This window comes from Chroococcidiopsis sp. SAG 2025, from assembly GCF_032860985.1.
GTDB lineage: Bacteria > Cyanobacteriota > Cyanobacteriia > Cyanobacteriales > Chroococcidiopsidaceae > Chroococcidiopsis.
On sequence record NZ_JAOCNC010000011.1, the window covers coordinates 19792 to 33736 of the forward strand.

Genomic DNA, 13945 nt, shown 5'->3' on the forward strand with positions numbered 1-13945 from the left:
AATCAACAGAATATCGGGAGTTTTAAAGCTTTTTTGGAGTGGGAGTCATTTCGTGATTGGGAAGTAAAAATTTCCTGACTTCCTGCCCCTTTCTATTCATTATCCCAAATCCTTATCATCTTAAAATTTTCTCTTAAATTAGTGACATTAGGCGGAATTAATGCCTTGGAGTCGTCCCCAATTTTTTCTCAATCCGCTGGAGCTTTGTATTTGCCCAACCAGTACGATTCCAGATTTCTTGAAGATACGCTAATGTATCGGCAGGGGTACGAGGGGGGAATATTGCTGACCCAATCCCAGACAGAATAAAAAATAGAATCAAGAAAACTAGGGCAGTTTGACCAGCTTTTCGCCAGCTGTTATAGTTCCAGCCCTCTTCCTCTATCTGGCTGATTATTTTCTGATCCTCTATGCTTAACAGTCGGTTTTCTATACCGCTCTGATTCTTGTCGATCTGCTCTAACTTGGTCGGGATACTGCTCAAAGCTTGCCTCAACGACAAGATTTCTGCCTTCAACCCTTTCAGCTCTAAGCTCCCTATTTGCGGCGAGGATTTGGGCATATTCTGTAACTGATTCTTCAAGAGCGCTAATTCTTGAAGCAAGTTCTCTCTGTGAAGCTCTGACTGCTGCTTGGAGTTCTCGGAGTTCTTCAACACAGCAGTCAACAGCTCGATCGCTGCTGTCTGTTTGCTTATCAGTTGAGTCTGAATTAAATTCGTTTGCGCCCATGCTTTTAACTCCGCTCTGTCTTGCGATCGCTCAGCTTTTTGATTGATTTCTAACTCATTAACTTTTTTGTATAATCTGCCCAGTGCTTCTTTTATTTCTCCGATGCCACCAGAAGTCAGTAGGAATTCACTTTCATCGCTCGAATTAGTCGTCGGTGGTGACAGGTTGCTTTGACCGTTAGTTTCACTCATTTTGCTCTCGAAGTTTTGATTTTCAATCCCAGATATTCTGCTGCTTTCTCCAGTTCTGGCTTAGCTTGGTCTAAGAAGCCACTCACCAGTAGATAATCCCCGTAAGGAAAGCCATTCTCTTCCGTAGCCGCCGAATAGGGTAGCCCCTGCTCAATCAGAGTATCAAAAGTGGAATACTCTAGTTCCGGCATTTCAATCTCTATGCCCTTTAATTCCGTCACCGCTACCTTAGTTTTGCTGTCATCCCAGCGCCGAAATCCTAACCCTTTATCCCAGCAGAGATTTTTCACGACTACATAATCAGCAGAATTGCCACAGAACTCGACCATAGCCCGAAGCGAATTGATTACCGGATAGTCCAGGTTAAGCACCGTGACTAAAGTAACCCGATAGCCTAAATCTGCTGCAATTTTGAACAGACCAAACCTTTTGATAATTTCCCTAGTCTTGTTACCGACTGCTCCTGGCATATCCATGACAACTACATCGGGAGATTCAGTTTTCACTTCGGTGAAGAAGCGCTTGGCTTCAGCCACTTCCAGAAAGTTAAGCAGCCTGACTCCAGTACCAAACTCTTTATAGTATTCGTACAAATTTGGATTTTCTGTATCCGCGTCGTAAGCTAAATAATTGACGGATAAGGACACTAACCGATCTAGTAACAGTCGCAAAAAGGTGGTCTTCCCAGTGCCACCCTTACCCCCTAAAATCATCACTATGCGTTTCAAATGTTCCTCCTATCAGTGATGTTAAATTTCGATTTAGCACTAACTTTAGACTTGGGTAAGTCATCAGGCTCCTCCAGCTCATGCAGCTCTGCTTCTACAATCTCAGGTTGGAGTTGAGTCTCCTCAGATGATGCAGATTGTGGCGATGGCTCTGGCGGTGATTGATTCGAGTCAGAAGGTGCGGATTGCGGCGGAGTTTTTTGGCTCTTCTTGTGATAGCTTTTGATCCCACTAGCTGCCAGTTCTACCCCATGCTCGGCAAACACCGCCGCGATATCCTCATAAGAGTACCCAGCATCTAACATCTCTTGAATTGGTATAGCAAGAATTCGTACTAGCTCCTCAATGGTGACGGTGATAGGAGTCGCGGCTTTAGCTTTCAAACTAGCAGCAATTTCGGGAATCTTATTTTTACTAATAGCCTTGGGCTTTCTCGGCATATAATAGCTTTCAAAGGGTCGGTAAATTTATCCTACAATTTTTTCTTTTTTCCAAAAAGCATTTCCCGCTGTGATAACAATAAGATTAATGTAGATGTATCCTATTTACAGCTACTAGTCCGACAATAGGTTCCACATCCCCACTTGACAGTGGGCAAAAGTACCCCTTGTGACCAAATCACAGTTATACTGCGAACAGCCACAATTCTCCGAGCAGCCCCACAGCTTGACTGTAGGTATCCACACCCCGCTCCTCCACTCCACTCCCCCAATTGACTCCGGCTCCTCGCAGAGGCAAGCAATACGCCGTAACGCGCTAACGCGCTCCCATTCGTAAACGAATGACGGCGTGATTGCTTGTCGGGGGTGTCCCCCAAACCCCCTGTTCTCGCGTCAGTTAATTAGATATTTATGTCAACAGATCCGCGTAGTCAATTAAGCAATCAATTAGCGAACGTACTAAAGAATCGCTCAGTTATTCCTGATGAAAAGCGAGAAATAACTATCACTTTTAGAGTGAGCGCGGCAGAGAAGCAACGGCTAGAACAGCGGTGTAGCGGAGTGGTGGCTAGCGACTACATTAGAGCCAGATTATTTGACCATCCCTTGCCACAATCTAAGTTGGTGAGCCCAGAAGTTAATCGGCAAGTTATCTATGAACTAAAGAAGATCGGCAACAACCTAAACCAGCAGACCAGGGCAATCAACGAAGCTGTGAAAATTGGTAGCCAGCCGTTAAACAGTTCGGTCAAATACTACTTGGAAACAATAGAAGAATTGGCAGCACTTTTAGAACAAACTCGTGCTTCGCTTACCCAGGCTATCCCAGCAGAGGGGCAGAGGGATGATTGCAAAGACCAAAGCGAATAAATCTTTTCGCGGTACTACCAAGTACGTGCTGGAGAAGGAGAAAGCCAAAATTATTGGTGGGAATATGTATGGTTCTACCACAGACGAATTGGTGGAGCAGTTTACCTTGTCAGCTCATCTTAACCCCCAACTCAAAAACCCCTGCTACCACTTAATGCTGTCCGCACCAAAGACGGATGGTGCGCTCGGCGATGAAAAATTAGCCGAAATATCCGAGCGTCACTTTGCCACTGTAGTTGTGCTATCTCGGCTAGAGGGCGATGAAGCCAAGGTAAAACAGCCAGAAAAAAGGATAGCCGATGCCAAGCTAAATCAGTTAGTCGAACGGTTCATAGCAGAAGAACTGCCAGCTTATGATTTTTTCATAGCACGGCACGAAGATAAGGAACACGACCACACCCATATTGTTGCCTCCAGAGTCAATAATTTGAATGGATTATCTATCCGCACCTGGAACAATTACGCGCATTCCGAACACTCTGCCCGACTGCTAGAGCGGGAATTTAACCTAACCCAAGTACAAAGCAGTTGGGAGAGCAAGCAGAAAGCCATGACTCGCAATCAACGAGAACGTATAGAGCGGGATGGACTTCCAGGTGAAGAAATCATGCGGCGTGCGATTGATGCTGTTGCAGCAGATCGTCCCACAATGCCGGAACTAATTAGCAGATTATGGCAAGAGCATCAGATCGTGGCAGAAGTGAGCTATTACAGCCACGGCGGGGTAAGAGGTATCAAGTATGGCATTGATATTGGACAGATAAACTCGGATGGTTCTCCCCGTTTGCTATGGAAGCAGGGGAATAATCTCAATAAATATAAGTATTCATTTAAGAAAATACAAGCAGAATTAGGAGTGACTTACGAGCCAGAGCGTGATGACAAGCTGATTAAAACTCTCAATGAAATGATGCAGCTTCACCCGAACGAGCAAGATAGAGGAAAGGATTTATCCACCCCAGCACCCAAACTTACAAACACTCCATCCCTGACTGACCCAGAGCCAGAAGCCGAGCAGCCACGCCAGCCTCAATCAAAGCATTCGATGGCAATGTATGAAGCATTCAGCCGTGGACTTGAAAGCTTATTACCTACCGACCGAGACAAACAAATTGCTGCACGAGCATTTAATCGGGGTCTAAAGGTAGAAGAAGTGGAAGAAATAATTGCCGCTAGCCCTGTTGATTGGACGCAGGAGGAAGCAAAATTAATAGTAGCGTTTGTGCGCTCGCATTTGGAGCAAGAGCGGGAAAGCCTTCAACAACAGCGACAACAACAGTGGCGGCAACAACAGCAGAAACCCGAACGAGAGCGGGACAGAGGAATAAGCTTATAGGATTGCTCTCTTATCCAACTAACAGCAATTTTTTCAGGTAATATAACTGTCGGTCAACAGATTATTTGGGCTCTTTCCATACAAATTGAGAGAATTCTCTGGAGTTAGAAGTCTGTTCGCAACAACCCCTCAAACTAAAGACTGGAGAAAAGTTTTGTAACAATTCATAACAGTTCGTGTAAGAATTGCGCTAATAGCCCAGAGATAGAGATGAGCAACTCACTTCAATAATATTCGCGGCTTGAGATGAGTAACGATTCGAGACAAGCGCTAGATGCACAACTCAAAGAATTAGTCCTGCTTGCCCAGCAACATTCTTACGCGACTAAGAGACAGCGGATAGCCTTAACCCAGCTCGTTAACACGATTTGGCAGTCGGGTAAACTTTGTCGTCCCTATAAGGGTCAATTTCAACTAGCTTATGAAGATATTTATGAAGAAGCAGTACAAAATCTCTTCTTTTATCTTTGTCGAGATAACAATATTAACAACTATAAACCAGAGCGTGGTGAAGTTATGGCTTGGGTAAATATGCTACTAACAAAACGCTTTTTTCCCGAAGCTATTCCGAAAATTATTGGCAAGCCGAACGAAATCAATCTGGAAAGCTCTCATTTGGAGAATTTATCGTCATCTGAGCCTGTATCCTTATTTGAGCAAGTCAGACAATATATAGAAAATGACCCAGGTAGGATTTTTACTAGAGAACATATAAAAGATCGCCCTGAAGCAAATTTTCAAGCAATAGCGAGAAGAAGGTATTCGGGAGTTTCTTGGCACGATATATCCACAGAGTGGGGAATTGGAATTACAACATTACATAACTTTTACCGCCGCTGCCTGAAAAAATTTGCTCCTCAAATCCGAGAGGATATACAAATTACAAATTGCTAACCAAGTAGACAAAAAATTATGAACGCCATGAGAGTTCTTTCCACCTTCACAGCACCTATATCTCCAAAAGAGCGAGAGCGAGCCGAACGGTTCTACAGACAGCAAGCTACACCCGAAAAAGGCGAACAAGTTCGTCTCAACACCTTGGCTGTATCTTTTGTAAATTTCTATCTAGAATGCATGGGATTTGAAACCAACCTGGAGAACAGCTACAGTTGGAATCCCGTGCAACAGACGCTGACGGATACAGCCGCTCTGTGCTTGAAAAATTTGGGTGAGTTAGAATGCCGTCCGGTATTAGCAAATGCACAATTTGTTTACGTGCCGCCTGAAGTCCAGTCCAACCGAATTGGTTATGTTATCGTGCAAATTCACGAATCATTTAGAGAAGCGACAATTCTAGGATTTGTCCAGCAGGTAACATCAGATGTATTACCGCTCGTTCAATTACAGCCTTTGGAAGATTTACTAGACTATTTAGAAAATCTTTCTCAAGTTAAACAAGTCGAATCAACTACTCAATTGCCTACTCTATCCAGAAATCGGGTTAATTTGAAACAATGGTTAGAGAATATATTTGAGGCGGGTTGGCAGGAAATTTCAACTGTTTTAGATCTTCAACTAGCCGAGCCAGTATGGAATGCAAGAAGTGCTAGTGCGAGTAGGGGCAAGCAGATCGACTTAGGCAGACAGACGATCGCTCAATCGGTGGTTCTAGTCGTTGCCCTTCATCCAGAAAACTTGCAGTTAACAGATATTATTGTAGAAGTTTATCCAACGAGCGGACAGACTTATCTACCACCAAATCTTCAGGTATCAGTGCTGGATTTTGCAGGAGCGGCTGTGATGGAAGCCTCTTCTAGGAATACTAATAAGAATATTCAATTGCGATTCAGTGGCGAACCAGGAGAAGATTTTAGCGTTAAGCTAGCTTTGGGAGAGGCGATCGCGATCGAGGATTTTGTCATTTAATTAGCAGCATCAAAATGCTGGTAAAGGCACGCGGACAGTGAGTAAATTAGTTGTCTTAAAGCTAGATGGCAATTTAGAACGAGGAGTTCGGGTGACGCTGGAAATCGGCGAACAGAACGCTCGTCCTTTTACAGAAGTTACAGCGCAGCTACCTCCAGCCCTCGATCTACTAGCAACCTACGATTGCTGGCATTCAACTTACCGCAGCTTGGGCAAGTCGGTTCGCATCAAAGCAAAACAGATCGTCTACGATGGCTCCATCAGCCAACGGTACGAAGATTGTCGCCAACTAGAAGCCCAACTGCGAACGCAACTGAATTCTTGGTTGCTATCAGAGTCTTTTCGTTCTGTCCGAGATAATTTACTGCCACATCTGAAGTTTCCTAAAGACGAGGTGCAATTGCTCATCAGCACTCGTTGGATTCAATTGCAACAGATTCCCTGGTTGCTGTGGGATTTAGTCGAGCAGTCGCCCCTGGTGGAAGTCGCCTTGAGTTTTCCAGAATACGAATCACTGCCGCCAAAGAAGCTAACTCGACAAAAGTCTGTGAGAATTTTGGCAATTTTGGGCAATAATACAGGGATCGATCTCACAGAAGATCGGCAGTTGCTAGAAAGTTTACCTAATGCTAAAACAACTTTTCTAGTAAAACCGCAAAGCCAAGAAATTAAAGATCGTTTGTGGAACCAATCTTGGGATATTCTTTTCTTTGCGGGTCATAGCAGAACCGAGGGAGAAACTGGTCGGATTTACATAAACGAGCAAGACAGCTTAACAATTGCAGAATTTAGGCAGGCTTTGAGTCATGCCGTTGCTAACGGATTACATTTAGCAATTTTCAACTCTTGTGATGGATTGGGATTAGCAGTCCAGTTACAAGCAGCTCAAATCCCGCAAGTCATTGTGATGCGAGAACCCGTGCCTGACTTAGTAGCGCAAAGGTTCTTAAAGTACCTGCTGGCAGCTTTAACGCGCAGTAAATCGCTTTATCTAGCAGTGCGGCAAGCGCGAGCGCGGTTAAAAGAGGATTTGGAGGTGAAGTTTCCTTGTGCTAGTTGGTTGCCAGTCATTTGTCAAAATGCTGCTTTTGGGTCGATAACTCCGTTTGCGCCAAAACCACTGAATAGCCGCCACCTGAAAACCGTGCTGCTTCTGAGCGTGGCAATAACAGCTAGCGTACTGGGAGTGCGGCTACTGGGTGGATTGCAAACGTGGGAATTGCAAACTTACGACAGCTTGATGCGATCGCGTCCAGATACAAAGCAAGATTCGCGTCTGTTAATCGTGACTGTCACGGAAGATGATTTTCAACTTCCAGAGCAAAAGCAACGAACTGGGTCAATATCAGATCTAGCCTTAGCACGACTATTAGAGAAACTCAAACAATTTCAAGCGCGAACTGTTGGTTTAGATATCTATCGCGATTTTCCAGTCAAATCCAATCGGGATTCTTTAGCCGCTCGCCTGCGCGAATCTAACTTCTTTGCGATTTGCAAAGCCAGCGATCGCGCTAAAAACCACCCTGGAACTGCACCCCCTCCCGAAGTTCCGATCGCGCAGCTTGGGTTTAGCGATGCGATCCAAGACCCAGATGGCGTTTTGCGTCGCCATTTATTAGCAATGAAACCAGCTCCGACATCGCCTTGTACCGCACCCTACGCTCTGAGCGCCCAACTAGCGTTTCATTACCTGGAGCAATCGGGCATTTCTGCCAAGTATAACGCCGCTGGAGATTTGGTATTAGGCAATGTCGTTTTCCCACGTTTGCGATCGCGTATGGGTGGCTATCAACAAGTGGATGCATGGGGCTATCAAATCTTGCTCAACTACCGCTCTTACCGCCATTCTCCTTTAGAAATTGCGCCAACAGTCACGCTCGGTCAAGTTCTTCAAGGTGAGGTGAAGCCTGAAGAAGTGAAGGATCGAATCGTCCTCATCGGTGTCACTGCCCAAAGCGCTCACGATTATATTCCCACTCCTTACAGTCCCCAGCCAGGATTTTATCAAGAAATGCCAGGGGTAATCGTACAAGCGCAAATGGTCAGTCAGATCGTCAGCGCGGTTAAAGATGGGCGACCTTTAATTTCAGTGTGGTCTATTTGGGGTGAAGTGTTATGGATTTGGGGTTGGTCTTTAGTTGGAGCTGCGATCGCCCTTGTCTGTCGGTTTCAACTGTACGCAATCTTGGCAGTTGGAGGTGCGCTTTTAGTCTTGTGCGTTGTTTGCTTGGTTCTTTTGGGTTCTGGTTATTGGGTTCCCCTAGTACCGTCAGCCTTGGTTTTAGTAGTTACTAGCAGCGCTATGACGCTCTACCTTGTCTTACAAGAGCAGCGGCAACTGTTTTCGGCAACGAAACAGGCGTAAACTACTCGCCGCTTAATCTCTTCGAGATTCAAGCGGGAGCTTTATCCAAGATCTCACCGCCAATAGGCAACAACGATAGCTGTCCTTCCAACTGGCAAGCAATCCCTCGAATTTCGGGCGTATTTACTGACACCCCAAGAGCAGCAATATTTAGTGCCGCATTGTAGTCTGAATCTATATGCTCCAAACCACACCGCTTACAGCTAAATTTCTTGCCGTTTCTGTCGCCAATGGCGTGACATCGGGAGCAGGTCTTACTCGTATAAGCGGCGGGAACAAAAACAATAGGCACTCCGGCAATAGTAGCTTTGTACTGGGTATACAAACGAAGGCTGTAGAAAGCCCAGTTATTCGTCCTACGACGCTCCTGTTTGTTTCTCGGCTTTTTGTTCAAGCTTTCTCGGATGTTTGCCAAGTCTTCAAAAGCCAATGCCGCACCCAAGATTTTAGCTTCCGTTACCAACTCTTTACTAATAACGTGATTGATATGTCTCTGAAACCTACGTTCTCTGCCAGAGAGCCTTCGCAACAGTTTTCTGGAACTGCGCGTGCGTTTGCGTTGAACGTTGCTTCTTACTCTGCTGTACCTATCTCTAACTGCTTGCAATTGACTGCCATTCCAAGCCTTGTTGGTGCTGGTAGTAGCAATGTCCCGTCTGCCCAAGTCAATACCGATTACCTTTGGTGTTTTACCCGTTGGCTCACTCGGCAACTCCACAACTATATTGATGTAGTAACTACCGTCATTGTGTTGAACCAATACCGCACTCGTAGGAGTCTGTCCCTTGAGCAAGGCTCTTTGGTAATTACCGATCGACAAGTTGAAATTAACCCGACCAGAAATCAAAGTAACTCCCACTTTCCACTCGTCTTCGTAGAAGACAAAGGTTCTAGCATCCAAAGAGACGCTAGTAGGGCGGAACTTCTTAATCTTGCGAGTCGCCTTACTGTTGTCAATTACCCGACGAATAGCTTGACAGACATGGTTAGCTTTCAAGCCAGTGCTAGATTTAACCGCATAATACGTCAGGTGGTGCAACTTAGTCGTATTCCAACAATCTTCGGTTTTCGCTACTGCCAGTATTTGATTACAGGCATTAGCAAATTCCTCAAAGGTGCGCGTCATACATGGGCGCATCTTTTCGGGGACTTCAAGCTTGCAAGATACAGACAGAGATTGAGTCATGGGAGTATTCTAGTTCATCCCATGCCCAAAAATCTAGCAGGATACAAAGATCCTGTCCTCCCTTTCCTCTCGCCGCAAGAGCGCTTCGCGGTCAGGCGAGAGTCTCCAGGGAGGTTGAAAAGATGACTCCGAGCGAGCCAATTGCTAGTATCCTGATGTGAAAATCCGAGCGGTTAAATTGTGGCGCTAACTTGAAAATTGAGAGTGCATAAATCTTTTCAGTCCTACGTAGTAAGTTGTGTCGGTTGGGTATGACTACTGGCATAACTAATAATTATGTTGCCCTTGCAAAAGATTAAACTTACCCTCGCTATGAGTTGTGCAGTCCTTAGCTGCACGCAAGTGCAAGCACAGCCTGTAAACTTTCTACTGACTGGGCAAAACCCGACTCTAAACCTCAGTAGAAAACTAAATGGCTCGTTGACTTTTGCTGCACCACCTCCGCCACCAGACATCGGGGAACCAGGTCAGCGATCGGAAGCAGGAAGCCGTGGTTGCGAGAATGTAGCTCGACAGCTGCCGACCGATCCCCAAAAACAGCAGCTCACAGCAATAGTACCAATGTATTCTGATTCGGCATTAGTTTTAGGCACGACAATTGATGCTGCTCCTACTTTTTGGTTCTACGCTTCTTATGTAGCACCCGCTCCAGCTAAGTTTGTATTGCGGGACAAGGATGGTGAGTTAGTTTATCAAACTGATGTCGTGTTGCCCCAAACACCAGGAATTATCAGTCTCTCCCTTCCGAAAACAGCACCGCCGCTTTTGGTCGGTCAGCAATATCGTTGGTTTTTAAAGATTTACTGTAGGGAGCATGAGCCACCTGCTTTTGTGGATGGGTGGATTCAAATAAATGCACTCGACCCCGCCCTCAAGAGTCAATTGGAGAAAGCTATGCCACGCGATCGCGTTGCTCTTTATGCAGCTAATGGTCTTTGGTTTGATGCTCTGAGTGCTGCAGCCCAACTGCGCCGTCGCAATTCAAAAGATCCTGCTTGGGCAGAGCTTTTGCAAGTGGTTGGGTTGAACGAGCTGGCAACCGAACCAATTGTAGATTGCTGTACTCCTCGGTGAAGAAAGCAGGTGAGCAGGTGGGTAGGTGTGCGGGTGAGCAGGTGAGTTAAAGATATGGAAAAGCAACCAGTTAGAAGTCACAAAGATTTAAGAGTGTATCAAACGGCTTTCGATGGAGCTATGCAGATCTTTGAGTTATCTAAAAAGTTTCCTGTAGAGGAAAAGTATTCGCTAACTGACCAGATTCGTCGGTCTTCACGTTCTGTTTGTGCAAATATGGCTGAGGCTTGGCGAAAACGGCGTTACGAGGCTGCTTTTATTGCTAAGCTGATTGACTCTGAAGCAGAAGCTGCTGAAACGCAAACTTGGATCGAGTTTGCTGTTAAGTGCAACTACTTAGATGTTGAAGTGGGTAGAGAACTTTATGGAACTTATAACCAAGTTATAGGCAGCTTAGTCAACATGACTAATAACCCAACACCTTGGCTAATGAAACACTAGAACTCACTACCCACTCGCACACCCGCTCACCAGCCCACCCGCTCACCTGCACACCTGCTCACCCGCTCACCTGCTACAGCCAATTCCCCAATAAAACGTAGGGTGCCCAGAACAGGGGACGTTGATATTTAGGATTTTGTAAAAGGGACAATTGGGCGCGACGAAGTGCTTCGGCTTTAGTTAGCGATCGATCTGCTAACTCTCGGTAGAATTCACTCATGAGCGCTGCGGTGGACTCGTCGTTTAAACTCCATAAGGAAGCAACTGTACTACGCGCCCCCGCCCGTACAGCTACACCAGCAATTCCCAAGGCAGCCCGCTTATCTCCGGCAGCCGTTTCACAGGCACTCAAGACGAGCAATTCAACGGCATCAGGTCTGTTTTGCTCTCGATTTCGGACTAAGTTATCCAGCTCATTGACGTATATGCGCTTATCCCAAGCGACAATAAATGTCTCCTCCGCCTTGGAACTGAACTGTCCGTGCGTTGCTAGATGAACGACAGGAAAAGGCAGAGAATTAATTTGGTTTTGCAGAGCCGTGCTGGTAAATTCGTTGTTCAGCAGGACGTTACTCGGTATTTCTGTACGAATTGCTGCTAGTTCCAACTTGACGTTGGGTAAGGCAGAAAATCCTTGACGTGGTTGAGACAATCCGGCGGCTATTGCCTCTAATTTTTCCTCTTGCAATGGTTGAGGATTAATCAGTTGCAGCCCAGGAGCGATCGCAATGCCATATTTTTCAATTAGATACTGTTTACCGTCGTAAAGAGCCGCCATCGGGACATTCCGCAAGGCACCATCTAGCACGAATACTAGTGTTTTGATTTGACTTTGGGCTAAGTCATTGGCGGCTGGTTGAATTAACCAGTTATAGATTTGTTGGGATAAGGACTTAGCTTCGATCGGCGTATCGGGTTCTATGAGGTTTTGCCTAAGTGCATCCAATGTCTTTTCCACTTGAGGTTGAGCCACAGCAGCCGTGTAGTGCAGCACGGGCTTTTGAGGCAACTTGAGAATAACCTCTAGTCGGTCGGGTAGAATAATTGGATAGATAGCTGCGGCTGTTTGGTCTTTTTGGTCGATAACTCGATCGATCTGAGACACAGTATCCAAACAGGCTTCTCGAAAGAAGTTATCCAATTCTGCTAATTGCAGAGATTCAATGGTTTCGCGGGCTTTTTGAAGATTTGCTTGACTGGTTGGGTTTTCCTGCGGCTGCAACAGCAATCCGACGAGTTGTCGATAAACTGGTTCCACTCGATCGCGAAAGTCGAACTGCACGTCAGGAGCGATCGCCACTAGATCGTAGCGCAGAGACTGGAGGGACTTGACGGCTCGATCATATGCCGCGATCGCTCCTAGAATATCTCCTCTAGCTTTGAGCAAACGCCCTAGCTGCCATTCCCAACGATAGGCGATATCCCTAGCATCAATAGTTTGAGCGAGAAATAGGGCTTGTTGGGTCAGGTTTTGGGCATCAGACCACTGTTGGGTTTGTTCGTATAGATGCCCCAAGACACCAAGAGCGTAAGACTGGGTGCGCCCATCTTGCAAGCTTTTTGCCTGCTGTACGGTAGTTGACAGGATTTGAGCAATATCCAGCCATGAGGGGCTATCTGTGGCGATCTTTTGATTGAATTGCATTAAGCTTTCAGCTAGGTTGATTCTGGCATAGATTGCCGTCCGGCTAAGGGGCAAGTCGCTCATTTGAGTTTGAATTTGGGGCAATAATGCCTTAACAGCACCAATTTGTTGAGTTCCTAGCAGCAGTCTCAGTTGATTGGTTTGCGCGTTGATCCGAGTAATTGGTGAGTTGGTAGCATTAGCAGCTTGTTGATAGTAACCTATCGCTGCTTGAGTATCCCGCTCGGCGCGGGCTGTATTGCCTAAACTCAGTAGAACGTCGGCGATCGCTTGAGAATCTGACAACTCGGAAGCTATTTTTAGGCTCTGTTGCAATGTTTGTTGAGATTTTTCTAGATTGCCCGTGACACGTAGGACGTTACCAAGGCTACGCAGTCCTGTCACCTTCAGCAGCGAGTCTGGTTGTTTTTGCAAAAGCTCGGTACTCTCATCTAGCGTCTTTTGGGCTTGACGATAAAGCCCCAATGCTTGCAAAGCCTGTGCTTGATTAATTTGATTACGAATAATTGCGTTGCGATCGCCTATTTTTGTATAAATTTCAGCAGCTCCTCGCCAAGTATTTAGGGCAGCTTCAGCTTTGCTTTGAGCCAGTTGCAAGCGACCTTGGATATCTAAAACTTGAGCCAGAATCTCTAAATTTTGAATTGGAATTTCCCCTCTGCCCCTCTGCCCCTCTGCCTCTCTGTCCTTTTCGGGATATCCCAATAATTTTAAACTAGAGGCGATCGCGCTTTCTGCCTGCGTCCACTGTCCGAGTTGCTGATAAGCTAATGATAAATTGCCCAGTGTCATGGCTTGTCCCAATTCATCGCCACTAGCTTTGAATGCAGCTACTGCTTGTTGCCATGTCGCAGCCGCTTGAGCAAACCGTTCGGCTTCATAGAATTTTTTTCCCTGTTCCACCAACTTTTGGATGTCGGTTAAGCCTTGTGTAATAGGGGTTTCCGCAGTCATGAAGGCGTAGGTGGGAGGTAATAACCCCGCGCCCAAGAACATAGCCAAAAGCAGCAGTATGCTTAAGAGGCGTTTGATTCTCCGTAGTCTAGATTTTTTTCTTGCCATGTTCTACTAG

Annotated in this window: 12 protein-coding genes; 7 read left to right on the plus strand and 5 right to left on the minus strand. The window is 45.9% G+C overall.

Going from position 1 to position 13945, the window contains the following annotated elements; translation table 11 throughout:
• Positions 1 to 157: 157 nt before the first annotated feature.
• The 3 genes from N4J56_RS40360 to N4J56_RS40370 are packed head-to-tail and all read right to left on the minus strand — an operon-like array spanning position 158 to position 2090.
• Positions 158 to 922, minus strand: coding sequence for a hypothetical protein (locus N4J56_RS40360; protein WP_317112676.1), 765 nt, complete (start codon positions 920 to 922; stop codon positions 158 to 160).
• A complete protein-coding gene (locus N4J56_RS40365; RefSeq protein ID WP_317112677.1) occupies positions 919 to 1650 on the minus strand; it encodes a hypothetical protein in 732 nt (243 codons plus the stop codon). The genes N4J56_RS40360 and N4J56_RS40365 overlap by 4 nt, the downstream gene beginning before the upstream one ends.
• Complete coding sequence (locus N4J56_RS40370; RefSeq protein WP_317112679.1) at positions 1647 to 2090, minus strand: hypothetical protein; 444 nt, start codon at positions 2088 to 2090, stop codon at positions 1647 to 1649. The genes N4J56_RS40365 and N4J56_RS40370 overlap by 4 nt, the downstream gene beginning before the upstream one ends.
• A gap of 411 nt (positions 2091 to 2501) precedes the next feature.
• On the opposite strand from N4J56_RS40370, the gene N4J56_RS40375 reads away from it, so the two are divergent.
• The 5 genes from N4J56_RS40375 to N4J56_RS40395 all read left to right on the plus strand — a co-directional run bounded on the left by N4J56_RS40375 (position 2502) and on the right by N4J56_RS40395 (position 8527).
• Positions 2502 to 2960, plus strand: coding sequence for a plasmid mobilization protein (locus tag N4J56_RS40375; protein WP_317112680.1), 459 nt, complete (start codon positions 2502 to 2504; stop codon positions 2958 to 2960).
• Entirely contained in the window at positions 2935 to 4296 is a 1362-nt protein-coding gene (locus tag N4J56_RS40380; protein ID WP_317112681.1) for a relaxase/mobilization nuclease domain-containing protein, read from the plus strand. Before N4J56_RS40375 ends, N4J56_RS40380 begins: the two co-directional genes overlap by 26 nt.
• 246 nt (positions 4297 to 4542) lie before the next feature.
• Positions 4543 to 5190, plus strand: coding sequence for a sigma-70 family RNA polymerase sigma factor (locus N4J56_RS40385; protein WP_317112682.1), 648 nt, complete (start codon positions 4543 to 4545; stop codon positions 5188 to 5190).
• Between the two features lie 18 nt (positions 5191 to 5208).
• Complete coding sequence (locus N4J56_RS40390; RefSeq protein ID WP_317112683.1) at positions 5209 to 6162, plus strand: DUF1822 family protein; 954 nt, start codon at positions 5209 to 5211, stop codon at positions 6160 to 6162.
• Between the two features lie 37 nt (positions 6163 to 6199).
• On the plus strand, positions 6200 to 8527 hold the full coding sequence (locus N4J56_RS40395) for a CHASE2 domain-containing protein (RefSeq protein WP_317112684.1): 2328 nt from the start codon (positions 6200 to 6202) through the stop codon (positions 8525 to 8527).
• A gap of 28 nt (positions 8528 to 8555) precedes the next feature.
• Here N4J56_RS40395 and N4J56_RS40400 read toward each other — a convergent pair whose 3' ends face one another.
• Complete coding sequence (locus N4J56_RS40400; RefSeq protein ID WP_317112685.1) at positions 8556 to 9713, minus strand: transposase; 1158 nt, start codon at positions 9711 to 9713, stop codon at positions 8556 to 8558.
• A gap of 312 nt (positions 9714 to 10025) precedes the next feature.
• Here N4J56_RS40400 and N4J56_RS40405 point away from each other — a divergent pair, with 312 nt between their 5' ends.
• Both N4J56_RS40405 and N4J56_RS40410 read left to right on the plus strand, forming a co-directional pair.
• Positions 10026 to 10787: a DUF928 domain-containing protein gene (locus tag N4J56_RS40405; protein WP_317112687.1), complete on the plus strand. Its 762-nt coding sequence runs from the start codon at positions 10026 to 10028 to the stop codon at positions 10785 to 10787.
• Positions 10788 to 10841: 54 nt separating this feature from the next.
• Positions 10842 to 11228: a four helix bundle protein gene (locus tag N4J56_RS40410; protein ID WP_317112689.1), complete on the plus strand. Its 387-nt coding sequence runs from the start codon at positions 10842 to 10844 to the stop codon at positions 11226 to 11228.
• 73 nt (positions 11229 to 11301) lie between these two features.
• On the opposite strand, the gene N4J56_RS40415 is transcribed toward N4J56_RS40410, so the two are convergent.
• Positions 11302 to 13935 (minus strand): CHAT domain-containing protein, encoded by a 2634-nt coding sequence (locus N4J56_RS40415; protein ID WP_317112690.1) that lies wholly within the window; start codon positions 13933 to 13935, stop codon positions 11302 to 11304.
• Between the last annotated feature and the right edge of the window lie 10 nt (positions 13936 to 13945).